The organism is Leucobacter sp. CX87 (genome assembly GCF_018682295.1).
Classification (GTDB): Bacteria; Actinomycetota; Actinomycetes; order Actinomycetales; family Microbacteriaceae; genus Cx-87.
In genome coordinates, this window is record NZ_JAFIRI010000001.1 from 40,153 (window position 1) to 65,146 (window position 24,994).

Genomic DNA, 24,994 nt, shown 5'->3' on the forward strand with positions numbered 1-24,994 from the left:
GCCACCAATCAAAGGACATCATGACGACCTACCTGCTCGCCGGCGGCGGAACTGCCGGGCACGTGAACCCGCTGCTCGCGCTCGCTGACCACATTCGCGCGGTGGAGCCCGACAGCGAGATCATCGCCCTCGGCACGCGAGAGGGACTGGAGTCTCGGCTGGTTCCGGAGCGTGGGTATGAGCTGCAGACGATCGACCGTGTACCGTTTCCGCGGCGCCCGAACGCGTATGCCCTGCGCTTCCCCCTGCGGTACGCGCGGGCCGTGCGCGAGACGCGCGCGCTGATCCGCGAGCGCGGCGTCGACGTGGTGGTCGGGTTCGGCGGGTATGTCTCGACGCCCGCGTATCGCGCCGCGCAGAAGGAGGGGGTGCCCTTCGTGATTCACGAGGCCAACGCGCGGCCCGGGCTCGCGAACAAGCTGGGCGCCCGCGGCACGGACTTTGTCGGGGTGACCTTCGCGGGGACCCCGATCCGGGGCGCCCGCGTCACCGGAATGCCGCTGCGCCCCGAGATCGAGCATCTCGACCGCGCGGGCACGAGGGACGCGGCGCGGGCACACTTTGGGCTCGACCCGGCGCGTCGCACGCTACTCGTCACGGGCGGCTCGCTCGGCGCGAGGGCAATCAACGAGTCGATCTCGTCACAGGCTGCCGAGATCGTCGCGGCCGGCGCCCAGGTGCTGCATGTCTGGGGTGGGCTCACTGAGCTCGTTGACCCCGGGGTTGATGGGTACGTCGTGCTGCCCTACTGCGACCGGATGGACCTCGCGTTTGCCGCCTGCGACCTCGCGCTCTCGCGGGCAGGGTCGACGACCGTGAGCGAGCTGTCCGGGCTCGGGATCCCCGCGGTGTTCGTGCCGTATGGGCACGGAAACGGCGAGCAGCGCTTCAATGCCGCGGGCGTCGTGGCGGCCGGGGGAGCGATCCTGGTGGACGACGCCGAGCTGACCCCCGAGTGGGTGCGGGGGGAGCTGATCCCGCTCCTGCAGGATGACGCGCGCCTCGCCGACATGGCCGCACGGGCGACGGGCGCTGGGACGCTCGACGGCACACGGTGCCTGTACGGCCTCGTCGCAGAGGCGCTCACGGCGCGCTGACGGGCTCGCGCTCGGGCCCGCGCGCTATCCTGATACGTCTGTTGCACCGATCAGTAGTACCGCGGAGGACCCCATGATCTACCCCGACTTGACGCTCACGATCCCGGAAGACCTCGGACGGGTGCATTTCGTTGGCATCGGCGGGTCGGGTATGAGCGGCATCGCGCGCATGATGCTGGCCTCGGGCGTCACGATCTCCGGCTCCGACGCGAGCGAAAACGGCAACACCCAGGCGCTCGCCGCGCTGGGCGTCCCTATCGCGATCGGCCACGACGCCGCGAACGTCGGCGACGCCGACACCCTCGTCGTGACGAGCGCACTGTGGCAGGACAATCCCGAGTACCAGCTCGCGCTCGCGCGCGGGCTCACGGTACTCCATCGCTCGCAGGCGCTCGCCTGGCTGAGCCGCGGTGGCCGCGTCGTCTCGATTGCCGGTGCACACGGAAAGACCACCTCCACGGGCATGGTGGTCACGGGTCTGCTCGAACTCGGCGCCGACCCTTCGTTTGTCAACGGCGGGGTAATCGAGTCTCTCGGTCTGAGCGCCCAGCACGGCTCGGGCACGGACTTCGTGATCGAGGCGGACGAGTCCGACGGCTCGTTCCAGCTGTACGACACCTCGGTCGCGCTCATCACTAACGTCGATCCCGAGCACTTGGACTTCTACGGCTCTCGCGAGGCCTTCATGCAGGCGTTTGTCGACTTCGCGAACGCCGCGAGCGAGACCGTCGTCATTTCCTCTGACGATGCCGGCGCACAGGAGGTTCGGGCAAAGCTCGACCCCGCGAAGCTGGTCACCTTCGGCGAGGCTGCTGACGCCGACGTGCGCGTCGTGGACGTCGACGAGACCGGCCCGGTTGCCTTCGGGATCGTCGTGGGCGGAGAGCGTTTTGACGCCCAGCTGTCGGTCTACGGCCGACACAACGCACTGAACGCCGCCGGCGCGGTCGCAGTGCTCATCGCGCTGGGTCAAGAGCCCGGCGCGTCGCTTGCGGCCGTCGCGACGTTCGGAGGCACGAAGCGACGCTTCGAGTTCCACGCCGACATCGGCGGGGTGCGGGTCTACGACGACTACGCGCACCACCCCACCGAGGTCGCGGCCCTGCTCGCATCCGCGCGCCCCGTCGTGGGCGAGGGGCGACTCATCGCGATCCACCAGCCGCACTTGTACAGCCGCACGCGCATCTTCAGTCGCGAGTTTGCCGAGGCGCTCGAGGCTGGCGCTGATCACACGATCGTGCTCTCGGTCTGTGGCGCGCGCGAGGACCCCGAGCCCGGAGTGACGGGTGAGCTCGTTTCCGAAAAGTTCCACGACCAGAGCAAGGTCGCATATATCGACGACTGGCAGCGCGCCGCCGACTATGTCGCGGAGATCGCCCGGCCGGGCGATGTCTTCATCACGATGAGCTGCGGCGACGTCTACCGGATCATTCCGCAGGTGACGCAGGCGCTCACGGACCGGTTCGCCGCGGGTCGTTGATGCGGCGCCCCAGCGGCTTCGACCGGGAACCCGAACCGCGCGCAGACCAAACGTCCGCCGCGGACGATTGGGACGCGCCCGCGGGGGATGACGTCGCTGACGTGGTCCCGAACGAAGACGGGCGTGACGGCGGCTCTGCCACGCCCGCGCGCGCAGGCTGGAGGATGCCAGCGTTGAGTTGGCCGCGTAGGCGGCGCGACGAACCTGCCGGCGACTCAGCGCGCGACATTGGCGAGGGGGACATCGGCGACGACCACGCCGCGATGACGGTCGACCTGTCGGGTATTGCGGATGACCTCGCCGTGGCCGAGGGCAATCCGGGCGCGGCCGGCGACGACGGCGCCGAGGGTCTGGCCATCACGACTGATCTCTCGGCCGTGCGTGCACGGGCGGAGGCCGCGCTGGCCACTGAGGCCACTGAAGCCCCCGAGCACGGTTTGCGGGTCGCCGAGCAGCAGCTCAAGGCCGCCATTCGCGGCAGGAAGCGGCGCGAGCGCCGCGAGCAGCGTCGTTTTACCTGGCATGTGCGTCAGCGCCGCCGACCGTGGCTTGTCGCGGGCGCGGCCGTGCTCGCTGTCGCACTCTTCGTAGTGATCGGGGTCTTCACCCCGCTCATGAGCGTCCGCGTCGTGCAGGTCGAGGGCGCCAGTCGCGTCGACGTTGCGGCAGTGGAGGCGGCGCTCGCCCCGCTCTCCGGGACCCCGCTCGCACTCGTAGACCAGGCGGAAGTGCACCGGGCGCTCGTGCCGTTTCCGTTGATCCAGCGCTACACAATCGAGACGATCCCGCCCCATACGCTGGTCGTGCGGCTCGAGGAGCGGATTCCGGTGCTCGCGATTCCCAGCGATGCGGGATTTGACCTCGTGGATCCCGCCGGGGTCACCGTCGAGCAGTCCGAGGCGCGTCCCGAGGGGGTGCCGCTCGCCGAGGGCGTGGCGGCAACGCGTTCTTCCGTGGCGTTTAGTGAGGTCGCCCGCGTGTTGCGGGACGTGCCGCCGGAACTGCGCGCGCAGTTTGCGACGGCGACCGCATCTACGGGGCAGGACGTGTCGTTCGTGCTGCACAGCGGCGTCCAGGTGGTCTGGGGCGAGGCCGAAGAGACACCGCGTAAGGCGGTCGTTCTGGCGGCGATCCTGGGGGCGCTGGGGGAGCGGCCGGTGTCGCTCATTGACGTGTCGTCGAGCGAAGCGCCCATCTTCCGCTAGTTTCGGCGCTGGCAACGGTGTGTCGCGGGGTGATCGTGCCGAGGCAGGTCGTAGCGTGGTGCTCAGCAGGAAATGTATACCCAGCATACACTTTAAACCTCAGGTAGAGGTTTAAGGTTTTCACTCGAAGGTTTAGCGGAGGCCCGACGTGTCCACACACCAGAACTACCTCGCAGTTATCAAGGTCGTCGGCGTTGGCGGCGGCGGTGTCAATGCGGTGAACCGCATGATCGAGCTCGGCCTCAAGGGGGTCGAGTTCATCGCGGTGAACACGGACGCACAGGCGCTCCTGCTCAGCGACGCGGATGTCAAGCTCGACATTGGCCGTGAGCTTACCCGCGGTCTCGGCGCCGGCGCAGACCCCGAGGTGGGGCGCCGTGCGGCGGAGGACCACGCAGAGGAGATCGAGGAGGCGCTGACCGGCGCCGACATGGTGTTTGTCACCGCGGGCGAGGGCGGCGGAACCGGCACCGGAGCCGCCCCGATCGTTGCGCGCATCGCCAAGTCTGTCGGCGCGCTCACGATCGGTGTCGTCACACGCCCGTTCAGCTTCGAGGGCAAGCGTCGTGCAGGCCAGGCGGACGGCGGCATCCATGCGCTCCGCGAAGAGGTCGACACGCTCATCGTCGTCCCGAACGACCGCCTGCTCGAGATCAGCGACCCCGGCATCAGCATGATCGAGGCCTTCGCCTCCGCCGACCAGGTGCTGCTCGCCGGTGTCCAGGGCATCACCGATCTGATTACCACCCCCGGCCTCATCAACCTCGACTTCGCCGATGTTAAGTCGGTCATGCAGGGCGCAGGATCCGCGCTCATGGGCATCGGCTCGGCGCGCGGCGCTGACCGCGCCATCAAGGCGGCCGAGCTGGCCGTCGCCTCGCCGCTGCTCGAGGCCTCGATCGAGGGCGCGCACGGCGTGCTCCTGTCGATCCAGGGCTCCTCGAACCTCGCGCTGAGCGAGATCTACGAGGCTTCCTCGCTCGTCCAGGACGTGGTGCACCCCGAGGCCAACATCATCTTCGGTACGGTCATCGACGACACGCTCGGCGACGAGGTCCGCGTGACGGTTATCGCCGCAGGCTTCGACTCCATCGAGCCGGCCCCCCGTCCCGCGGAGCGCGGGCGCCGCGGCAGCCACACTGAGCCGCTGCCCGAGGCCGCCGCGGTCTACGCGACGGTCGGTGGCACGGGCCCGATCGACGCGGGTGCCGAGCAGTTCGGTGAGGTCATCTCTCACCCTCCCGTCGAGGCACAGCTTCCCGACCCCACGTTCGATGACGGCGACGACCTCGATATTCCCGAGTTCCTGCGGTAGTCGACGATGATCGAAGAGCGCAGCACGCTCGCTGAGCGGCTGGCACACGTGCAGGCGGGCATCAGCGATGCCTGCCGCGCGGCCGACCGCTCGGCGGATGAGACCACGCTGATCGTCATCACGAAGTTTCACCCCGCCAGCCTGGTGGCCGAGCTTTCCGCCCTCGGCGTGCGCGACGTCGGCGAGAATCGTCACCAGGAGGCGCAGGCCAAGGCCGCGGAGCTCGCGGACCTCGACCTGACGTGGCACTTCGTGGGCCAACTGCAGACGAAGAAGGCTCGCCAGGCGGCGCAGTACGCGGGTGCCATCCACTCGATCGACCGGGAGCGCCTGGTTGACGCGCTTGACGTGCCCGCCGACGAGCCGCCACCAGCGCGACTCATCGACGCGTTTCTGCAGATCAACCTCACGGACGACCCCGCACGCGGGGGAGCGCGGCCCGACGAGATCGAGGCGCTCGCCGAGCGCGTGCTGCGCTCGCGGAGCTTGCGCCTGCGCGGAGTCATGGCCGTGGCCCCGCTCGAGGAGGAGCCTGCGAGCGCGTTTGCCCGCCTCGCCGGATACTCCGATCGCGTGCGTGCGCTCGACCCAGCGGCCTCGTTCATCTCGGCCGGCATGACTCACGACTACGCCGAGGCGATTGCCGCCGGCGCGACACACCTGCGAATTGGCACGGCAATCACCGGAAACCGTCCGGTAGCCGGTTAGTCTCAAACTGCAGCGCATCTGGAGGAGGAACGATGAGCAACCCACTGAAGAAGACCATGGTGTTCCTAGGTCTCGCGGAAGAGGAACTCGAGGAGTCGTCGCCCGTCGTCGCCCCCGTGCACGAGTCCACACCGAAGCCGGGGCCAGCACAGCCGGTGGCAAAGGTGGCGCCGAACCGCGCCCCCGTCACGCCGCTGCGCAAGGTGACGCCCACGCGCGCCACGCCGGCGCAGGGGATGAACGAGATCCTGACCGTGCACCCGAGCGAGTACCGCGACGCGCAGGTGATTGCCGAGAGCTTCCGCGAGGGTGTTCCCGTGATCATTAACCTGTCACGCATGAACGACTCCGACGCGAAGCGACTGATCGACTTCGCCAGCGGGCTCTCCATGGGTCTGCACGGCAAGATCGAGCGAGTGACGAGCAAGGTCTTCCTGCTCTCGCCCGAGCACATCGCAGTGAGTGGCGACGAGCCTGCCGGCGACACCGGCTCGTTCTTCGTCGCGACCTCCTAACGCCCGGTGGAGGCACTACTGATCATCAGCTTCTTTCTGAAGCTGGTAATCCGCGTCTATACGTTCGTGCTCTGGGCCCGGTTTGTCATCGACTGGGTCCAGGTGTTGAACCCGAGGTTCCGTCCGCGGGGCATCGCCGCAGTCGCGATTGAACTTGTGTATTCGCTGACCGACCCGCCAATCAAGATGTTCCGGCGGATCCTGCCCCCGATCCGGCTCGGTCAAGTCTCGCTTGACCTGGGCTGGATGTTGACCATGCTGGCCTGCTGGATCCTGATCGCGATCCTGCCGTAACGCCCAGCAAATGGACCAGTCGCCGCACACGCAGCCCGGCTTTTTGCTAGCGTTGTCCGAGACCACGCGACTGGTCACCATCGAGAGAGAGACTCACACATGGCTTTGACACCTGAGGACGTCGTGAACAAGCGCTTCACGATTACCAAGTTCCGCGACGGCTACGACCTGGATCAGGTCGATGACTTCCTGGACACGATCGTCGAGGAACTGCGCCAGAGCGAGGCTGAGAAGGCCGTGCTGCAGGCGGAGATCGACGAGCTGAAGGCGAAGCTCGAAGCCGCCGAGGCCGGCACCCCCGCAGTGGTGGCGCAGGTCGTTGAGGAGGACGTCGTCGAAGAGGTGACCGTCGTGGTGACCCCGGTCGCTTCGGCTCCCGCTGGTTCGGGCCACATCCAGAGCTTCACCGACGGCGACGCTATGAAGTCGAGCGCCATGCTGCAGCTCGCCCTCGAGCTGCACGACAAGCACGTCCTCGATGGTGAGACCCGCCGCGATCAGCTCATCAGCGATGGCGAGACGACCGCGCACCGCCTCGTCGAGGAGGCGCAGAAGACGCGCGCCGACGAGCTCGCGCTGCTCGGCAACGAGCGGATCGACCTCCAGGAGAAGATCAAGGATCTTCGCGAGTTCGAAAGCGAGTACCGCAGCACGCTGCGTTCGTACATCCAGGCACAGCTGCGCGGGCTCGATGGCTCGCCGGAGCCCGCGGGTGACCCCTCGGCTCTCCGCTAGGTCCTAGTGCACACTGAGCCCGATCCCGCGGTTTCCGCGACTCGAGACTCCGTGACGACGCGACGCCGATGGGTCCGCTGGATCCCGCTCGGCGTCGCGTTCGTTGTGTTTCTCATTGACCAGTACGTCAAGAACTGGGTCGTTGCCACCCTCCCTGAGGGTGAGACCGTCCCCGTGCTCGGCGAGTTCTTGCAGTGGCATTTTGTGCGAAACCCGGGTGCCGCGTTCTCCCTGGCGAGCGGGTCCACCTGGATCTTCACGATCCTGGCATCCGCCGTCGTCGTGGTCATCATCTGGCAAATTCGTCAGTTGGGCTCGCGCAGCTGGGCGATCTTCCTCGGTCTGCTGCTCGGCGGCACGCTGGGCAACCTCTTCGACCGGCTGACCCGCGCCCCCGGCTTCCCCGAGGGCCACGTGATCGACTTCATTTCGACACCTTGGATGTGGCTCGGCTTCCCCGAGGGCATCTACAACATCGCCGACATTGCCATCGTGAGCAGCATGGTGATCTTCGTGCTGGTGACGCTGCTTGGCCTGCCGATCGACGGTTCACCTCGCGTGCGCAAGGGCGACGCAGCCGCGGACTCCGCGGTCGAGCCCGAGGTTGACGAGCCTGTCGCAGCTTCCGACACCCCAGACCACACCACCGAGCAGGATCCTGCCGGCACCGACGAAACGCCCCAAACCGAGGAGCCCCGCTGATGGAATCCCGCAGCCTGCCCGTCCCAGACGGCCTGGTGGGGGAGCGCGCCGACCAGGCGATCGCGAAGCTCCTCGGGTTTTCCCGGACCTACGCCGCCGAGGTCGTCGCGGCCGGAGGGGTTGAACTCGACGGGCGCACGCTCGGCAAGTCCGATCGCCTCACCGCCGACGGCTTCCTGCAGGTTTCGTGGACCCCGAAGGCCGAACCTACGATCGTTCCGGTGATCGTCGAGGACCTGGGCATTGTCTATGACGACGACGACATTGTCGTCGTGGACAAGCCGGCCGGGGTGGCCGCGCACCCGTCGCTCGGCTGGTCCGGGCCGACGGTGCTCGGCGCGCTTGCCGGGGCGGGCTTTCGCGTGTCGACGTCGGGCCCGGCTGAGCGCGCGGGCGTCGTGCACCGCCTCGACGCGGGCACGAGCGGGCTGATGGTGGTCGCAAAGAGCGAGCGCGCCTACACGCAGCTCAAGCACGCGTTCAAGGAACGCACCGTCTCGAAGATTTACCACACCCTCGTGCAGGGCCACCCGGACCCGCTCGCGGGCACGATCGACGGCCCGATCGGGCGTCACCCCGGCTCCGAGTGGAAGTTTGCGGTGACGCGCGACGGGAAGCCATCGATCACCCACTACCAAACGCTCGAGGCGTTCCCGTACGCCTCGCTGCTCGAGATCGAGCTCGAGACGGGGCGGACCCACCAGATCCGCGTGCACATGGCCGCGCAGCGTCACCCATGCGCGGGCGACGGCATGTACGGTGCGGACCCGACCCTCTCGGCGCGCCTCGGGTTGACTCGGCAGTGGCTGCACGCGATGCGCCTGGGTTTCGCGCACCCGGCGACGGGCGAGTACGTCGAGTTCGAGAGCCAGTACCCGGCTGACCTGCAGCACGCGCTCGACGTCCTGCGCGAAGAGAACTAACGCTCCCTCGCCGCCGCCGCCCATCCGCGGGCGGGTAGACTAGTGGTTCGTCAACGACCGGGGAGAGTGTGTGGCCGCGAGCGATAATTTCGCCCATTTGCACGTGCACAGCGAGTACTCGATGCTGGACGGAGCAGCGCGTGTTACCCCGCTGATCCAGGCCGCCGCCGAGCAGGGGATGCCCGCGATCGCGGTGACTGATCACGGCAACACGTTCGGCGCGTTCGACTTCTGGAAGACGGCGCGCGACCACGACATCAAGCCGATCATCGGTATCGAGGCCTACCTCACACCGCGTACGCACCGCACGGACCGCACCCGCGTGCGGTGGGGCAGCGGCGGCGGTGACGACGTGTCTGGCGCCGGCGCATACACGCACATGACGCTCCTCTCGGAGACAACCGAGGGGATGCACAACCTGTTCCGCCTCTCGAGCCTTGCCTCGATCGAGGGGTACTACTTCAAGCCGCGCATGGACCGCGAGCTGTTGCAGACCTACGGCAAGGGGCTGATCGCCACGACGGGCTGCCCGTCGGGCGAGATCCAGACCCGCCTGCGCCTCGGACAGGTGAAGGAGGCCCGCGAGGCCGCCGCCGAGTTCCAAGACCTCTTCGGCAAAGAGAACTTCTTCTGCGAGATCATGGACCACGGTCTCGAGATCGAGCGCCGCGTGACGAACGACCTCATCGCGCTGTCGAAAGACCTGAATATCCCGCTGCTCGCGACGAACGACCTGCACTACACGCACCAGTCCGATGCTGCCGCGCACGAGGCGCTGCTGTGCGTGCAGTCCGGTTCTCGACTCGATGACCCCAACCGCTTCAAGTTTGATGGTGACGGGTACTACCTGAAGTCTGCCGCCGAGATGCGGCACCTCTTCCGCGATCTGCCCGAGGCCTGCGACAACACCCTGCTGATCGCCGAGCGGTGCTCGTCAGAGTTCAACACGAGCGCCAACTACATGCCCCGCTACCCGGTCCCCGATGGTGAGACCGAGGACAGCTGGTTCGTCAAGGAGATCGAGCGCGGCCTGCACGTGCGCTACCCGAACGGGATCCCCGATGCGGTCCGCAAACAGGCCGAGTATGAGACCGGCGTCATCATCCAAATGGGGTTCCCGGGCTACTTCCTCGTCGTCGCCGACTTTATCAACTGGTCGAAGGACAACGGGATCCGGGTCGGCCCTGGTCGCGGCTCGGGCGCAGGCTCGATGGCGGCGTACGCGATGCGGATCACCGACCTCGACCCGCTGCAGCACGGCCTCATCTTCGAGCGCTTCCTGAACCCGGATCGCGTTTCCATGCCCGACTTCGACGTCGACTTCGATGATCGTCGCCGCGGCGAGGTAATCAAGTACGTCACCGACAAGTACGGCGACGAGCGCGTTGCGCAGATCGTCACCTATGGCACCATCAAGTCGAAGCAGGCGCTCAAGGACGCCTCTCGCGTGCTCGGCTTCCCGTTCGGCATGGGTGACAAGCTCACCAAGGCCATGCCGCCGGCCGTCATGGCGAAGGATATCCCGCTCGCGGGCATCACCGACCCGAAGCACGAGCGTTACAAAGAGGCGTCGGAATTCCGCGCACTGCTCGAGGTCGATGCCGAGGCGAAGACCGTGTACGAGACCGCACTCGGTCTCGAGGGGATGAAGCGCCAGTGGGGCGTGCACGCCGCCGGCGTGATCATGTCGAGCGATCCGCTGATCGACATCATCCCGATCATGAAGCGCGAGCAGGACGGCCAGATCGTCACGCAGTTCGACTACCCCACCTGTGAGAGCCTCGGCCTCATCAAGATGGACTTCCTGGGGCTGCGCAACCTCACGATCGTTTCGGATGCCCTCGAGAACATCCGGCTCAACCGCGGCGTCGATCTGGTGCTCGAGGACCTGGCTCTCGACGACGTCCTGTCCTACGAGCTGCTCGCCCGCGGCGACACTCTCGGCGTCTTCCAGCTGGACGGCGGGCCCATGCGTGGCCTGCTCCGGCTCATGAAGCCCGACAATTTCGAGGACATTTCGGCTGTTCTGGCCCTGTATCGACCGGGCCCGATGGGCGCCGATTCGCACACGAACTACGCGCTGCGCAAGAACAACCTGCAGCCCATCACCCCGATTCACCCGGAGCTCGAGGAGCCGCTCGCCGAGATTCTCGGCGGGACGTACGGCCTCATTATTTACCAAGAGCAGGTCATGTCGATCGCGCAGAAGGTCGCCGGCTTCTCGCTCGGCCAGGCCGATATTCTGCGCCGCGCGATGGGTAAGAAGAAGAAGTCCGAGCTCGACAAGCAATACGCCGGCTTCAGCGAGGGCATGCACGAGCGCGGTTTCTCGGACGCCGCGGTCAAATCGCTCTGGGACATCCTGCTGCCCTTCTCGGACTACGCCTTCAACAAGGCGCACTCGGCTGCGTACGGGGTCGTTAGCTATTGGACGGCCTATCTCAAGGCCCACTACCCGGCCGAGTACATGGCGGCCCTACTCACGAGTGTCGGCGACTCGAAAGACAAGCTCGCGCTGTACCTCAACGAGTGCCGCCGCATGGGCATTCAGGTGCTGCCGCCGGACGTGAACTTCTCGTTCGCCGACTTCTCCGCCGTCGGGGAGGACATCCGCTTCGGCCTGGGCGCCATCCGCAACGTCGGCGCGAACGTCGTCGCCGGGATCCGGAGCGCGCGCGAGACCGAGGGCGAGTTCGTCGCCTTCCACGATTTCCTGCGTAAGGTGCCGCTGCCGGTGCTCAACAAGCGCACGATCGAGTCGCTCGTGAAGGCCGGCGCCTTTGATTCGATGGGGTCGACTCGCCGCGCGCTCATCGAGATTCACGAGAGCGCCGTCGAAGCCCAAGTGAAGGACAAGCGCGCTGAGGAACACGGAGACGTGGGCTTCGACTTCGACAGCCTGTTCGAAGACGCGGCGGACGCGGGGGAGACCGCGCCGGTGTCACTCGTGCCCGAACGCCCCGAGTGGGCGAAAAAGGACAAGCTTGCCTTCGAGCGCGACATGCTGGGGCTGTATGTCTCGGACCACCCGCTGCGCGGGCTTGAAACCGTGCTCGCGAAGCACGCGAGCGCCTCGATCGAAGAAATCACCAATCCAGACGGGCCGTGGGCGGGGGAGGTCCCGACCATCGCGGGCCTCTTGACCGGAGTGGAGCACCGCACCGCGAAGTCGGGAAACCTGTATGGCATGGTGACGATCGAGGACTTCACTGGCGAGATGCAGGCGCTCTTTATGGGCAAGTCCTACACCGAGTTCGGGCACCTGCTGGTCGCAGACTCGATCGTGGCGCTGCGTGGCAAGATCAACGCCCGCGACGATGGCCTCTCCATGCACGCGTACGGAGTGATGCCGATCGACGTCGGGACGCAGGAGATCGGGGCGCCGCTCATGATCTCGGTCGTCGACCACCGCGCAACCGAGCGCTTGATGGGCGAGCTGAAAGACACCCTGCGGCGCCACCGCGGCGAGAACGAGGTCCGGCTGCGGCTGCACACCTCGCAGGGCGTCCGGATATTCGAGCTGCCTTTCCCCGTGCGCATCTCGGCTGACCTGTACGGCGAGCTGAAGGGCCTGCTCGGCCCGAAGTGCCTGAGCGACTAGGGCGAAAACCCGATACCTTGGGGGCATGGCTACAGTCAGCAAGGTCGGTCCGGTGCTCGGTCTCGGTGTGCCGGGGTTTGCTGAGGCGGACGGATGGCAGCCCGATCTGATGGGCGATCCGTATCGTCGCCTGACCCTCGAGCTCACCCCGGACGCTCCCGAGGAGCCGGGGCCCACGGTCGCCACCCTGATCGAGGGCGCCCGCCCGGGGCTTCGGGCGCGGCTGTTCGGCATCGCGCGTGACACGGATGTGCTCTATTTCCCGGGATGGAGCGACCACTTCTTCGAGCGCGAGCTCGCCGACTTCTGGCGCGAACGCGGAGCCCGCTTCGTCGCGCTCGAGCCGCGGCGCACGGGGCGCAGCCTCCGCGAGGGCCAAACGCCCGGGTTCTTTGATCGGCTCGAGGTGTACGACGAAGAGATCGAGCGCGCCCTCACGGTGCTCGGCCACGGCGACCCGGCGACCACGGGGGTGCCGAAGAGCAAGCGTCGGCTCATCATCCTCGCCCACTCGCAGGGGGGTCTCGTCATGTCGTACTGGACGTCACGGCACCCGGGGAGGGCCGACGCCCTGATCCTGAACAGCCCATGGCTGGAGCTGCAGACCAAGGAGGTCGGACGGATGGTACTCACCCCGTTCGTCTCGCTGCTCGGCAGGATCCACCCGCGGACCGCGCTCGGCACCGTTGACCCCGGCTTCTACTATCGCTCGCTGTCGAAGGACTACTACGGGGAGTGGGAGTTTGATCCGCGGCTGCGCGGTGAACGCAGCTATCCCATCTCGGCGGGGTGGCTGCAGGCCATTATCCGCGGGCACGAGGCGGTCGCCGCGGGGCTCGGGCTGACGATCCCGGTGCTGGTGATGCTCTCGGATAAGAGCACGTTCTCGCCCATTTGGAACGATCAGATGCTGCGATCGGACATCGTTCTCGAAGTCGACGCAATTGCGAAGCGCAGCCTCGACATCGGTGATTGCACGACGGTGTCACGCATTACGGACGCGCTGCACGACGTGTTTCTCTCGCGGCCAACCGTCCGCGCCGCCGCGTACGCGCAGATGGATCACTGGCTGCGCGGGTACGCCCGCTAAGTGTGTTCTGCCCGCGGCGAATCTTGCCCCAGGATCACGGCGCAAGGCGACTTCGAAGAGTAGCCTGGCCTCATGCGCGAGTTACAGCAACAAATCATCGACGCACTCGGCCCGGTGCGCGAAATCGACCCCGTGGCCGAGGGGGAGCGTCGCATCCAGTTCTTAGTGGACTATGCGCGGAGCGTGCCCCCGGTGCGCGGCTTCGTGCTCGGCATCTCGGGCGGTCAGGACTCTACCCTTGCGGGCAGGATCGCCCAGCTCGCCGTCGAGCGTCTGCGCGCCGAGGGGCGCGAGGCGGAGTTCACCGCGGTGCGCCTGCCCTATGGAGTGCAGGCCGACGAGGCGGACGCGCAGCTCGCGCTTTCGTTCATTCAGCCGGACCACGCGGTCACGGTGGACATCAAGTCGACGGTCGACGCCCTCGCTGCCGCCGTCGACGCGGGCACTGGTCAGCCGCTGACTGATTTCACGAAGGGCAACGCCAAGGCTCGCGCACGCATGCTCGCCCAGTACGCGATCGCCGGGGACCGCGGTCTTCTCGTCATCGGGACCGACCACGCTGCCGAGGCGATTACGGGCTTCTACACGAAATTCGGCGACGGTGCGGCGGACATTCTGCCGCTTGCGGGCCTCACGAAAAGTCAGGGCGCGGCGATCCTGCAGGAGCTGGGCGCGCCTGAGCGACTCTGGAAGAAGGCGCCGACTGCCGACCTGCTCGATGAGCTTCCGGGCCAGACGGACGAGTCGAGCCTCGGTGTGAGCTATCCCGAGATCGACGCGTACTTGCGGGGAGAAGACGTGTCCGAGGAGGCGAGCGCGAATCTTGAGCGCCGATACCTTGGCACCGAACACAAACGACGGTTGCCGGTGACCCCGGCTGATGGGTGGTGGCGAAAGTGAGTACAACGTACGTCTTGGCCGGTGGGTGCTTCTGGTGCCTGGACGCGGCTTACCGGGCGCTGCGCGGCGTCGAAAGCGTCGTGTCCTGCTACACCGGTGGCAGCACGCCGGATCCGAACTATCGCATGGTGTGTACCGGGATGACGGGGCATGCGGAGGCGGTTCAGGTGACGTTCGACGAGAGCGTACTTCCACCGAGTGTCGTGCTTGATGCGTTTTTCACGATGCACGACCCGACCCAGCTCAATCGGCAGGGGAACGACGTCGGGACGCAGTATCGCTCGGCGATGTTCCCGATCGATCACGCGCAGCGCGAGGTCTTCGAGTCGGCGCGCAACCGCGCGGCCGCGTGGTGGCCGGGCACGATCGTCACCAAGATGGAGGCGCTCGGCCGGGTGTACCCCGCGGAGGAGGAGCACCAGGACTTCTTCGCCAAGAACCCCACGCAGGGGTACTGCATGGCGGTGGCCGTGCCGAAGGTGAACAAGGTCCGCGCACGCTTCGCCGACTACCTGGCGGACGCGTAGCGAGAAGGGCGTGACGGGCGCTGCGGTCTGCCCGCGCGGCCGCGCATTTGTCGCTCACACCCCCAACGGTTCACGTACCTATCCACATTTTTGGGATTCGCCCCCGCCGACGCCCGCCCTCGCTCAGGATGAGTTCGAGGGCGTCGCGCGGAAGCCGGGGCACGGCCCGCGCGACCCCCTCGCCAAGAACAGCCCAACTGGGCCCCGAGTCGAGGAGCGCAACATGAACACACCCATCAGCATGGTCGGCACGATCGGTACTGTCCCCGAGCGGCGCCAGACTGGCACCGGCGCGAGCGTCTGTCGGTTCCGACTCGCGTGCAGCGAGCGACGCTTTGACCGTGAGGCCAACGCCTGGGTCGACGGCGACCCGAGCTGGCTGACCGTCATCGCCTACCGGGGGCTCGCTGACCACGCGCACGCGTCCTTCACGAAGGGCGACCGCATCTTTGTGAGCGGCCGCCTCAAGGTGCGTCCGTGGCACAACGACGAAGGCAAAAGTGGCGTCGCGGTCGAGGTCGACGCGGATGCGCTCGGACACGACCTGCGCTGGGGCATCAGTAAGTTCACCCGGGTGCCCGGGGCGCAGTCGACGCCGGGCGAAGGTGGGGCGGCGAGCGAGATGGCGGCCTCGGCAGTGGGCGACGACGCGAGAGATGAATCCCCGGGCGAGTTGCCGGAATCTGCGGACATCGGCGAGATGGTCGGCGCGGGCGCCGGATCGGCCGAACCACCCTACTGATTTGCTGAGTGATCGGCGTGATTGGCGTCGCCGCAGTGCAACGCAGTGTTTTTGCCAAGTCTGTCTGCCAGGGAACTAGGCTCAGGCCATGGAAATCGTAGACGAGGACATCGACGCATTCCTTCGGGGCGCCGAGCGGAGTGCGGAGCTCGTCGAGCTTGACGCGTTGATCCGGGCAGCGTTGCCGGGCATACGCCGAACACTCTGGCGCGGAAGGATGTGGGGCGGCACCGATCAGGCGATTGTCGGCTATGGCCTGATCCGGCAACCCCGTCCGAGGGGTGCAGGCATCGACTGGTTTCTGGTCGGCATGGCCGAGCAGAAGCGGCATCTCTCGGTGTACGTGAACGCCGCGGAGTCGGGCAAGTATCTCGTGCAGCTCCACGCTGATCGGCTGGGCAAGGTGCGCGTCGGGGCGGCCGCCGTGACCTTTCGGGAAATCGCAGACCTGGACATCCTTGAGTTTCAAGCCCTCCTGAAGCGCGCGCGGCAGCTGTTCCCCGACGCGTAGATGCCCAGTGCATCCGAAGTGCAACGCACGCGCGAGCTTCCATCAGGAGCTAAGCCGATCCGCAGGAGTAACCGCGCCTGGTCGATAGACTCTGAACCGTGACCACGCACCGACCACTGAGCCCCTTCCGAGCGCCGGCCCGTGCGGGGGGCGCCCTCGCGGCGGTCGCGCTCGCCGCAGGACTGCTCAGCGGGTGCACGCTGCTTGAGGGGCCGGCCCCGGATGCTCCGGTCCGCCCTGCCCCCACCGCCCCGGCCGAGCCAGTGGCACTGGTGCCCGGCGGCACTGCCGAGGAGAACCTGCCCTTCTTTCAGCAGACGCTGATCGCGTTTGCCGGGGGAGGCGCCCCGATTGAGGGCCAGCCTGTGGTGGACGCACTCGTCGCTGCGGGGTTTGATCGCGCCGCGATGCAGGTATCGTTCGATCGCACGCGCACCGATCTCGTTGCCGACAACATCTTCGTGTCGGTCCGCGTGGGCGAATCGTGCCTGCTGGGCCAGCTCGTGACCGGGGATCGCAGCCTGGTGGCCGAGGCGGCCCCGGCGCTCGGCCCCGAAAAGAACATCTGCATCATCGGTACGACGCGACCCATCGACTGGTAGGGAGAATCGGGCCTCGGGTGGGCGGAGCCCTCGAGCGCCGCCGGGATATCATTTCTGAGTGAACGAGAACTTGCTCCTGCGCGCCGCCGACTTCGAGGTTCGGGAGGTCCCCTTCGCGGACCCGCGAGGCGAGGCGATCCGCGAGGCGATGAGCGCGGAGATGTCGGAGCGCTACGCGGGCAGCTTCGACGCGCTGACCCCGGAGCAGGTCGTCTTGGCCGAGGACTGCCTCAGCGTCGATCCCGCGGCGGTGATCACGACCTTTATGGCGTTTGCGCCGGACGGCACGGCTGCCGCGCACGTGATGCTCCGAGACCACCGCGGTGAGTGGGAAGTGAAGCGGGTGATTACTGCCCCGCAGTACCGCGGTACCGGGGTCGGCAGTCGTGTCATGCGTGCAGCCCACGAGTACGCGGCGGCGCGCGGCGCCGAACGCATGGTGCTGCAGTGCGGCGACCGCCAGCCAGAGGCCGTGGCGATGTACACCAAGCTCGGCTACCTCGAGATTCCCGTCTACGAGCCGTACAAGAGCGGCCTGCCTCGCTCGCGCTGCTTCGCAAAGGCGCTGTAACGGCGACTGGCAGGCATTGCTCGGGCTACTCCCCAGTAGAGGCGCGAAGCGGACGCGGTTCCAGATCGTCGGGGCGGGGCTAGGCGGGGCAGCGCGCGATCTCATCGGACGAAAACACGGGCTCGAATTCTCCGAGGGCCTGACCGATCTCGATCAGCGTGCGAAACAGCACGACCTGGCGCTCGAGCGGCGAGCGTTGGAGGGGTGGGAGGAGCGGGATCTCCATCACCGAGGCCGTGCGTCCTGGAGTGCGCACGGTCGAACGCCCTGGTGTAAGCGAGCCGCTGGTCAGAGATACCTTGAACTCAGTCCACAGAGTATCTCTACAGAATCTCATTCGTCGCAGCGGCCTGTGTCAGAATCTGTGAACCGAGTTTAGAATGAGATGGGAATTGTGATGCGCAGCACTCAGGACGGGCCCCCGACGATTCGCGCGCGGGATCTTGGGATTGCCCTCGACGGGGCGCCCGGTCCGCTCAACGCCATCACTGATGTGCCGGGCGTCGAAGTGGGCATGGTGACGATCATCCGCGACACCGAAACGGCGACGGCGCGCACCGGCGTCACTGCCATCCTTCCCCGGGGCAAGAGCGGGGTCGGCGTGCCGTGCGCGGCCGCCACTTACTCGTTGAACGGCAACGGCGAGATGACCGGCCGCGCCTGGATCGACGAGTCGGGGTCGCTCGCGCTGCCGATCGCGATCACCAACTCCCACTCGGTCGGGGCCGTGCACCGCGGGGTGGACGAGTGGCTCGCCAGGGTCAGCCGTGAGGTCGCCGCGCAATGGATGCTGCCGGTCGTCGCGGAGACCTGGGACGGCTACCTGAACGAGATCAACGGCCAGCACGTGTCGTCGGCGGACGCCGGGGCCGCGCTCGACGCGGCGAGCCCCGGCGCGGTCGCGGAAGGCAACGTCGGTGGCGGCACCGGCATGAACTGTTACGGATTCAAGGGCGGCAGCGGCACCGCGTCCAGGGTGGTCCCGATCGGGGGTGCCGAGTACACGCTGGGCGTCTTCACACAGGCAAACTTCGGCTCGCGCAAGGAGCTACGCGTCGGGGGTGTGTCGCTCGGTAAGCAGTCAGCGGCGCCGTGCCCCATAGAGCAGGATCAGAACTGGCTCGCGGCCGATGGGGGAGGCCGCGCGGTCGGCGGCGCGGGCAGCGTCATCGTCGTCGTCGCCACCGACGCGCCGCTCTTGCCCGGACAGTGCGCGGCGCTCGCCCGTCGCGTCCCGCTGGGGCTTGCCCGCAGCGGCACGACCGGCAGCCATTTTTCGGGCGACATCTTTCTCGCATTCTCGACCGCGAATCCGGGAGCGCTCAGCTCCCGGATGGAGGGCCCGGGGGAGGCGTCGCCGCTGGAGCACCTCGCATTCCTGCCCTGGGGCGCCATCGACCCGCTCTACGAGGCGGTTGTCGAGGCCGTTGAGGAGAGCGTGCTCAACGTGCTCGTCGCCGCGGAGGACATGGTGGGGCGCGCGGGACACGCGAGCTACCGCCTGCCGCACGAGGAGATTGTCGCCGCCTTCGGGTCAGCTTCGCCTGCTGGGGAGGGCGAGCCGCGGGCGGGCGTCCCGGCCTCGCCGGCTAGCTGAGGTCCCAGAGCAGGCGGTACCCGCGGATCAGATCCGGGTCGGGTCGCAGGCCGTACCCCGCGTAGACGTCGTCTTCGTAGCCCGGCCCGTAGTTCCAGACCGTGCTCCAGGCCGCGATCGCAAGATCCGCGAGCGGATCGGCGACGCCGAGCGCGTCCAGGTCGACATGCGCCACGTATCGGCCGTCCGGGCCGAGCAGGGTGTTCGGGGCGCAGGGGTCGCCGTGGCAGACGACGAGCCGCGCGGGTTCGGGAATCGCGGCGATTTCGGCCAGCGCCTCCACGGCAGACAGGCTGCGGAACTCGGGGGACCAATCCGCCGGCCCCTCGCCCGCGTCGAGCCGCTCGTGGACCGCAGCCAGGCGCTGCTCAATCGACCAGGAGAACGGGCACTCGGCGGCCGGGAGCGTGTCGTGCAGCAGACGCAGCCCCTCGCCGATGGCGCGCGCGGCGATGGCTGGGCGCGCCAGATTTTCGGGGGCGACCGCGGAGCTGCCAAGTATCGCGCGGGTCACCAGCCAGCTGCCGGCCTCGGACGCGCCGTGTTCGAGTACCTCGGGGACGCGCAGCCTCGGCCCGCGGGGCGTCGCCGGTGCCTGCACCGCGTGCTCGCCTGCCCACCGCATCCGCGCCGCCTCGCTCGCGAGGTCGAGTTCCGGCGTCCCCGCTGCCACCCACTTCGCGAATCGCTCGTCCCGTCCTCCGCGATCGATCCGGAAGGTGAGGCCGCCCAGCTGGTTGCGCCAGACCGCCTCGATGCGGTCGCCGTTCGCGAGCGCACGAATGTCGTCCGGCACCGCCACGCGCCCGCGCGGCACCTGGTCGTCGAGCGGGCTCAGCCTGCGAACATCGGACATGACCTCAGTCTGCCAGCAGGCGCGCTGCGGGGATCGTCCGCGCGCGCTTCGCGGGAGCGCGTCACGTTTCCGGCAACCAGCTCGCACTCGCGCAATCCCGGCTAAACTGAACCCACACTGACTTTCTTCACCCACCCGCGACTTAGAGGAGTTCGTGGCGCCCCGGCGCTTCGGAAAGCATATGGCTGAGTACATTTATTCGATGGTTCGCGCGCGCAAGGCGCACGGCGACAAGGTGATTCTCGACGACGTCACGATGTCGTTCCTGCCCGGTGCCAAGATCGGCGTGGTCGGGCCGAACGGTGCCGGTAAGTCCACGATCCTGAAGATCATGGCTGGCCTCGAGACGCCGTCGAACGGAGAGGCGTCGCTGACGCCGGGCTACACCGTCGGGATCCTGATGCAGGAGCCGGAGCTCGACGAGGACAAGACCGTCCTCGAGAACGTGCAGCAGGGCGTTGCCGACATCAAGAGCAAGCTCGATCGCTTCAACGAGATCTCCGCCGAGATGGCGAACCCCGACGCCGACTACGACGTGCTGCTGCCCGAGATGGGCGAGCTGCAGGAGGCGATCGACGCCGTTGACGGCTGGGACCTCGACAACCAGCTCGAGCAGGCCATGGATGCGCTGCGCTGCCCGCCGTCGGACGAGATCGTTTCGGTGCTCTCGGGCGGCGAGAAGCGTCGCGTCGCGCTCTGCAAGCTCCTCCTCGAGAAGCCCGATCTGCTGTTGCTCGATGAGCCCACGAACCACCTGGACGCCGAGAGCGTGCTCTGGCTCGAGCAGCACCTCTCGAAGTACCCGGGCGCGGTCATGGCCGTGACCCACGACCGATACTTCCTCGATCACGTGGCCACCTGGATCTGCGAGGTCGACCGCGGTCGCCTGTACCCCTACGAGGGCAACTACACCACGTACCTCGAGAAGAAGGCCGAGCGCCTTGAGGTGCAGGGCAAGAAGGATCAGAAGCTCGCGAAGCGGCTTGCGACCGAGCTCGAGTGGGTACGCACGAACGCCAAGGGCCGCCAGGCCAAGTCGAAGGCGCGCCTCGCGCGCTACGAGGAGATGGCGACCGAGGCGGAGCGGAGCCAGAAGCTCGACTTCGAGGAGATCCAGATTCCGGCCGGCCCCCGGCTCGGCAACCTGGTGCTCGAGACGAAGAACCTCAAGAAGGGGTTCGGCGAGCGCGTGCTCATCGACAACCTCTCGTTCACGCTTCCGCGCAACGGCATCGTCGGCATCATCGGCCCGAACGGCGTCGGCAAGACGACGCTCTTCAAGACGATCGTCGGCCTTGAGCCGGTGGACTCGGGCGAGGTGCGTATCGGCGAGACCGTGAAGCTCAGCTACGTCGACCAGAGCCGTGGCGGCATCGACCCGAACAAGACCTTGTGGGAGGTCGTCTCGGACGGCTTTGACTACATTCAGGTCGGCAACCAGGAGATCTCGTCGCGCGCCTACGTCTCGACGTTCGGGTTCAAGGGCCCGGATCAGCAGAAGAAGGCCGGCGTGCTCTCCGGTGGTGAGCGCAACCGTTTGAACCTCGCGCTCACGCTCAAGCAGGGCGGCAACCTGTTGCTGCTCGATGAGCCCACGAACGACCTGGACATCGAGACGCTGACGAGCCTCGAGAACGCGCTGCTCGAGTTCCCCGGCTGCGCCGTGGTCATCACCCACGATCGCTGGTTCCTCGACCGGATCGCGACCCACATCCTCTCCTACGAGGGCACCGAGGAAGACCCGGCGAACTGGTACTGGTTCGAGGGCAACTTCGAGTCCTACGAGGCGAACAAGATCGAGCGGATGGGCCTCGAGGCGGCGAAGCCGTCGCGCAGCACCTACCGCAAGCTGACGCGGAACTAGAGGAACGCCGTGCGCGCACACGTCGACATCGCCCTGCGCTGGGCGGACCAGGACGCGTACGGTCACGTGAACAACGTGGCGTACGCGCGCTTCCTTGAGGAGGCGCGCGTACGCCTGTTCTGGCTGGGGGCCGCGCAAGAGCGCACCGGCCTCGAACAGCACTTCAACGCGAGTGACCCGGACGGCCCGAAGATGCTGGTCGCGAGCCAGCACATCGAGTTCACCGCGGTGATGGAATACTCCGAGCAGCCCATCACCATCGAGGTGTGGATCGGCAAGCTGGGCGGTTCGAGTCTCGAGGTGCACTACGAGATCGTCGGCGGTCCTGAGCGCACGGTGTATGCGCGCGCCATGACGGCCGTCGTGATGGTCGACGGGGTCACGATGCGCCCGCTTCGGCTGAGCGCCGAGGCGCGCGCCGGCATCGCGGACTGGACGGACGAACCGCTCGCCCTCGGGCGTCGCTAGTCAGCCCGCGGCACCCGCAGCATGCTCTCCTGAGCGACGCTCGCCACGAGCGCGCCCGAGCGGTCGTAGAACGTGCCGTGTGCGAGCCCGCGGCCACCCTGCGCCGTGGGGGAGTCCTGGACGTACAGCAGCCACTCGTCGACCCGGAACGGCCGGTGGAACCACATCGCGTGGTCGAGGCTCGCGGCGCGCATGCCCGGGGTCGCCCACGGGATGCCGTGCTTGCGGGCGATCGGCTCGAGCAACGTGTAGTCGCTCGCGAACGCGAGGGCCGCGGCGTGCAGGTGCTGCCCGTCGGGCATGGTGTCGCGGGCCCGCAGCCAGAGCCGCTGCGTCGTCGTCTGTTCCGCGACGCGCAGCATGATGTCCGACTCGACGTAGCGGAAATCGAACGGCCGGTTCAGGATCCAGGAGGCGCGGCCCTCGCCGGCCAGGTGGCCGTACTTCTCCCACACCGTCGGCAGTTCCTCGGGCGGGGTGACCGCGTCAATGTCGATGGAATGCTGGTGCTCGAGACCCTCGTCGGGTTCTTGGAATGACGCGATCATCGACATCAACACCTGGCCCTCTTGGTAGGCCTGTGCGCGGCGAGTCGAGAACGAGCGGCCGTCGTGCAATCGCGCGACCTCGAAGGTCATCTTGTGCTCGCCGTCGCCGGGTCGCAGGAAGTAGCCGTGCATCGAGTGGATCTCGCGCCCCTCGGGGGCGGTCGCGGCGGCGGCGGCGATCGCCTGGCCGAGCACCTGACCGCCAAAGGCGCGCCCGATCGGCGTGGGCATCGCCGGGCCCGTGAAAATGTCGTCCTGTGTGCGCGCCCCCGAGTCGATGACTGAGAGCAGTTCCGCAAGGTCCGGTGTTCCTGCAAGCATGGGTCCTCCGGGGGTTCGCCCGGTCGCGCCGGGGTAGGGCTTCAGTCTATTGAATCGGGCCGGATCGGGCGCCGGGGCGCGGCTCGAGCGCGTCGGCGATCGAGCGGCCGGCCGTGCGCCCGGTGAAGAGGCAGCCGCCGAGGAATGTTCCCTCGAGCGCCCGGTAGCCGTGCACGCCGCCCCCGCCAAATCCGGAGGCCTCGCCAGCGGCGTATAGGCCAGGGATCACCGCGCCCTCCGTGCCGCGCACGGCGCCGCTTTGCGCGGTCCGGATCCCGCCGAGCGACTTCCGCGTCACGAGATGCAGGCGCACCGCGATCATCGGCCCGGCCTTCGGATCGGTCAACGCGTGCGGCGCCGCCGTGCGGATGAGCTTGTCGCCCAGGTACTTCCGCGCCTCGCGCACTGCGGCGACCTGGGGGTCTGAGCTGAGGGGATCCTGGAAGGCCTGATCTCGGTCGCGGATGGCCGAGACGACCGCGCCCGGGTCGAGCGCGGTGCCGTGACCGCCCTCGGCGTCGAGCTCAAGCATGCGCTGGGCGAGGGTTGCTGGGTCGCTCGCGCTCACGAAGTCGACGCCGTGATCCTGGAAGGCCCGCACCGGGCCGGGGGCCCCAGAACCGAGCCGCTGCAGCAGCAGCCGGAAGTCCTTGTTCGTGAGATCGGGGTTCTGCTCGCTGCCCGAGAGCGCGAACTCCTTCTCGATGATCTTCTGGGTGAGCACGAACCAGGAGTGGTCGTGGCCCGTCTTCCGCAGCTCCTCGAGCGCGCCGAGCGTGTCGAATCCGGGCAGAGCCGTGGCCGGCAGCCGGCGCCCGGTTGCGTCGAGCCAGAGGGAAGAGGGCCCGGGCAGGATCCTGATGCCGTGCTGATTCCAGACGGGGGAGTGATTGATGATTCCCTCGGTGTAGTGCCACATCCGTTCGCCGTTCACGAGTTGGGCGCCGGCGCGCTCAGCGATCGCGAGGCCCGCACCGTCGACGTGCGCGGGAACACCGGCGAGCATCGCGGCGGGCGGCGCGCCGAGGCGATCGGGCCAGGCCGCGCGGACGAGCGCGGGGTTGCCGCCGATGCCCCCGGTGGCGATGAGGACGGCTTCGGCGTGGTGACTGAACTCGCCGATTATGTTGCGGTTCGAGGCCTCGCCGCGCGGCGCGTCGTCCGCCTCGAGTCGCTCGCCGCGCAGGCCGGTCACGCGTCCGTCCTCGGTGAGGAGTTCGGTGATGCGGTGGCGGGGGCGGTAGTGCGCCCGGCCCTCGGCAATGCCGCGCTGCAGCCGTTCGGCGAAGGGGGCGACGATTCCGGGGCCCGTGCCCCAGACGATGTGGAAGCGGGGCACGCTGTTGCCCATGGCGCGGTCGGGGCCGCGCTCGGCCCAGCCCACGACGGGGAAGAACCGCACGCCGAGCCCGTGCAGCCAGGCACGCTTCTCGCCGGAGGCAAAGTCGAGGTAGTTCTCGGCCCACGCGCGTGCATCGTCGTCCTCGTCGCGGTCAAAGCCTGCGGTGGCCGCCCAGTCGTCGCCTGCGAGCTCGCGGCTGTCTTGCACGCCGAGGCGACGCTGTTCGGGGGAGTCGATGAGGAAAAGGCCACCGAATGACCAGTGCGCCTGGCCGCCGAGGTTCGCGGGCCCCTCCTGGTCGTAGATGGTGACTGAGATGCCGCGGTCGAGCAGTTCGGCCGCCGCGACGAGGCCGGCCAGGCCCGCGCCGACAATCGCGACGCGGCTCGTGTGTGCTGCGGATTCCATGTCGGCTCCTTTGCCCTGCATCCGATTCCTGCCCGCAGTCTATTGGGGGAGGTGCCTCCAGTGAACTCACCG

Annotated in this window: 25 protein-coding genes; 21 read left to right on the top strand and 4 right to left on the bottom strand. The window is 67.7% G+C overall.

Features of this window, described 5'->3' with window-relative positions; all coding sequences use genetic code 11:
* Window positions 1-20 precede the first annotated feature (20 nt).
* The 18 genes from KOE53_RS00180 to KOE53_RS13745 all read left to right on the top strand — a co-directional run bounded on the left by KOE53_RS00180 (window position 21) and on the right by KOE53_RS13745 (window position 17,518).
* Window positions 21-1,097 carry a UDP-N-acetylglucosamine--N-acetylmuramyl-(pentapeptide) pyrophosphoryl-undecaprenol N-acetylglucosamine transferase gene (locus tag KOE53_RS00180; RefSeq protein WP_188044990.1) on the top strand — a complete coding sequence of 359 codons (1,077 nt, stop codon included), beginning with the start codon at window positions 21-23 and terminating at the stop codon, window positions 1,095-1,097.
* A gap of 73 nt (window positions 1,098-1,170) precedes the next feature.
* Window positions 1,171-2,577: a UDP-N-acetylmuramate--L-alanine ligase gene (gene murC / locus KOE53_RS00185; protein WP_188057002.1), complete on the top strand. Its 1,407-nt coding sequence runs from the start codon at window positions 1,171-1,173 to the stop codon at window positions 2,575-2,577.
* A gap of 173 nt (window positions 2,578-2,750) precedes the next feature.
* On the top strand, window positions 2,751-3,782 hold the full coding sequence (locus tag KOE53_RS00190; RefSeq protein WP_188057003.1) for a cell division protein FtsQ/DivIB: 1,032 nt from the start codon (window positions 2,751-2,753) through the stop codon (window positions 3,780-3,782).
* Window positions 3,783-3,930: 148 nt separating this feature from the next.
* Complete coding sequence (ftsZ, locus tag KOE53_RS00195; RefSeq protein WP_188044987.1) at window positions 3,931-5,097, top strand: cell division protein FtsZ; 1,167 nt, start codon at window positions 3,931-3,933, stop codon at window positions 5,095-5,097.
* A 6-nt stretch (window positions 5,098-5,103) separates the two neighbouring features.
* Window positions 5,104-5,805: a YggS family pyridoxal phosphate-dependent enzyme gene (locus KOE53_RS00200; RefSeq protein WP_188044986.1), complete on the top strand. Its 702-nt coding sequence runs from the start codon at window positions 5,104-5,106 to the stop codon at window positions 5,803-5,805.
* Window positions 5,806-5,837: 32 nt separating this feature from the next.
* Window positions 5,838-6,320: a cell division protein SepF gene (locus KOE53_RS00205; RefSeq protein ID WP_188044985.1), complete on the top strand. Its 483-nt coding sequence runs from the start codon at window positions 5,838-5,840 to the stop codon at window positions 6,318-6,320.
* A 6-nt stretch (window positions 6,321-6,326) separates the two neighbouring features.
* Entirely contained in the window at window positions 6,327-6,614 is a 288-nt protein-coding gene (locus tag KOE53_RS00210; RefSeq protein ID WP_188044984.1) for a YggT family protein, read from the top strand.
* A 99-nt stretch (window positions 6,615-6,713) separates the two neighbouring features.
* The gene (locus KOE53_RS00215; protein WP_188057004.1) at window positions 6,714-7,349 is read left to right on the top strand and encodes a DivIVA domain-containing protein; all 636 of its coding nucleotides are present in this window, start codon (window positions 6,714-6,716) and stop codon (window positions 7,347-7,349) included.
* A gap of 51 nt (window positions 7,350-7,400) precedes the next feature.
* On the top strand, window positions 7,401-8,051 hold the full coding sequence (gene lspA, locus KOE53_RS00220) for a signal peptidase II (RefSeq protein WP_188057005.1): 651 nt from the start codon (window positions 7,401-7,403) through the stop codon (window positions 8,049-8,051).
* Window positions 8,051-8,974, top strand: a complete 924-nt coding sequence (locus KOE53_RS00225) for an RluA family pseudouridine synthase (protein WP_188057006.1) — start codon at window positions 8,051-8,053, stop codon at window positions 8,972-8,974. Before lspA ends, KOE53_RS00225 begins: the two co-directional genes overlap by 1 nt.
* Before the next feature lie 121 nt (window positions 8,975-9,095).
* The gene (gene dnaE, locus KOE53_RS00230; RefSeq protein WP_223159851.1) at window positions 9,096-12,575 is read left to right on the top strand and encodes a DNA polymerase III subunit alpha; all 3,480 of its coding nucleotides are present in this window, start codon (window positions 9,096-9,098) and stop codon (window positions 12,573-12,575) included.
* Window positions 12,576-12,600: 25 nt separating this feature from the next.
* The gene (locus KOE53_RS00235; RefSeq protein ID WP_188057007.1) at window positions 12,601-13,665 is read left to right on the top strand and encodes an alpha/beta hydrolase; all 1,065 of its coding nucleotides are present in this window, start codon (window positions 12,601-12,603) and stop codon (window positions 13,663-13,665) included.
* Between the two features lie 72 nt (window positions 13,666-13,737).
* A complete protein-coding gene (nadE, locus tag KOE53_RS00240; protein ID WP_188057008.1) occupies window positions 13,738-14,565 on the top strand; it encodes an NAD(+) synthase in 828 nt (275 codons plus the stop codon).
* Complete coding sequence (gene msrA, locus KOE53_RS00245; protein ID WP_188057009.1) at window positions 14,562-15,092, top strand: peptide-methionine (S)-S-oxide reductase MsrA; 531 nt, start codon at window positions 14,562-14,564, stop codon at window positions 15,090-15,092. The genes nadE and msrA overlap by 4 nt, the downstream gene beginning before the upstream one ends.
* Window positions 15,093-15,315: 223 nt before the next feature.
* The gene (gene ssb, locus KOE53_RS00250; protein ID WP_188057010.1) at window positions 15,316-15,834 is read left to right on the top strand and encodes a single-stranded DNA-binding protein; all 519 of its coding nucleotides are present in this window, start codon (window positions 15,316-15,318) and stop codon (window positions 15,832-15,834) included.
* A gap of 88 nt (window positions 15,835-15,922) precedes the next feature.
* Window positions 15,923-16,345, top strand: coding sequence for a DUF1801 domain-containing protein (locus tag KOE53_RS00255; protein WP_188057011.1), 423 nt, complete (start codon window positions 15,923-15,925; stop codon window positions 16,343-16,345).
* A gap of 98 nt (window positions 16,346-16,443) precedes the next feature.
* Window positions 16,444-16,947, top strand: coding sequence for a DUF6993 domain-containing protein (locus KOE53_RS00260; RefSeq protein WP_353055537.1), 504 nt, complete (start codon window positions 16,444-16,446; stop codon window positions 16,945-16,947).
* A gap of 58 nt (window positions 16,948-17,005) precedes the next feature.
* Window positions 17,006-17,518 (top strand): GNAT family N-acetyltransferase, encoded by a 513-nt coding sequence (locus KOE53_RS13745; protein ID WP_188044974.1) that lies wholly within the window; start codon window positions 17,006-17,008, stop codon window positions 17,516-17,518.
* Between the two features lie 79 nt (window positions 17,519-17,597).
* On the opposite strand, the gene KOE53_RS00270 is transcribed toward KOE53_RS13745, so the two are convergent.
* Entirely contained in the window at window positions 17,598-17,774 is a 177-nt protein-coding gene (locus KOE53_RS00270) for a hypothetical protein (protein ID WP_188044973.1), read from the bottom strand.
* 129 nt (window positions 17,775-17,903) lie between these two features.
* On the opposite strand from KOE53_RS00270, the gene KOE53_RS00275 reads away from it, so the two are divergent.
* Complete coding sequence (locus KOE53_RS00275; RefSeq protein ID WP_188057012.1) at window positions 17,904-19,115, top strand: DmpA family aminopeptidase; 1,212 nt, start codon at window positions 17,904-17,906, stop codon at window positions 19,113-19,115.
* Here the strand turns inward: KOE53_RS00275 and KOE53_RS00280 are convergent.
* Window positions 19,108-19,971 (bottom strand): aminoglycoside 3'-phosphotransferase, encoded by an 864-nt coding sequence (locus KOE53_RS00280; RefSeq protein ID WP_188057013.1) that lies wholly within the window; start codon window positions 19,969-19,971, stop codon window positions 19,108-19,110. The two genes, KOE53_RS00275 and KOE53_RS00280, sit on opposite strands and share 8 nt — an antisense overlap.
* Window positions 19,972-20,152: 181 nt before the next feature.
* On the opposite strand from KOE53_RS00280, the gene ettA reads away from it, so the two are divergent.
* Together ettA and KOE53_RS00290 are read left to right on the top strand one after the other, a co-directional pair.
* Window positions 20,153-21,835, top strand: coding sequence for an energy-dependent translational throttle protein EttA (gene ettA, locus KOE53_RS00285; protein ID WP_188044970.1), 1,683 nt, complete (start codon window positions 20,153-20,155; stop codon window positions 21,833-21,835).
* A gap of 9 nt (window positions 21,836-21,844) precedes the next feature.
* Entirely contained in the window at window positions 21,845-22,303 is a 459-nt protein-coding gene (locus KOE53_RS00290; protein WP_188057014.1) for an acyl-CoA thioesterase, read from the top strand.
* On the opposite strand, the gene KOE53_RS00295 is transcribed toward KOE53_RS00290, so the two are convergent.
* Together KOE53_RS00295 and KOE53_RS00300 are read right to left on the bottom strand one after the other, a co-directional pair.
* Window positions 22,300-23,172: an acyl-CoA thioesterase gene (locus tag KOE53_RS00295; RefSeq protein ID WP_188044968.1), complete on the bottom strand. Its 873-nt coding sequence runs from the start codon at window positions 23,170-23,172 to the stop codon at window positions 22,300-22,302. The two genes, KOE53_RS00290 and KOE53_RS00295, sit on opposite strands and share 4 nt — an antisense overlap.
* 46 nt (window positions 23,173-23,218) lie before the next feature.
* Window positions 23,219-24,922, bottom strand: a complete 1,704-nt coding sequence (locus KOE53_RS00300) for an FAD-binding dehydrogenase (RefSeq protein ID WP_188057015.1) — start codon at window positions 24,920-24,922, stop codon at window positions 23,219-23,221.
* Window positions 24,923-24,994 lie beyond the last annotated feature (72 nt).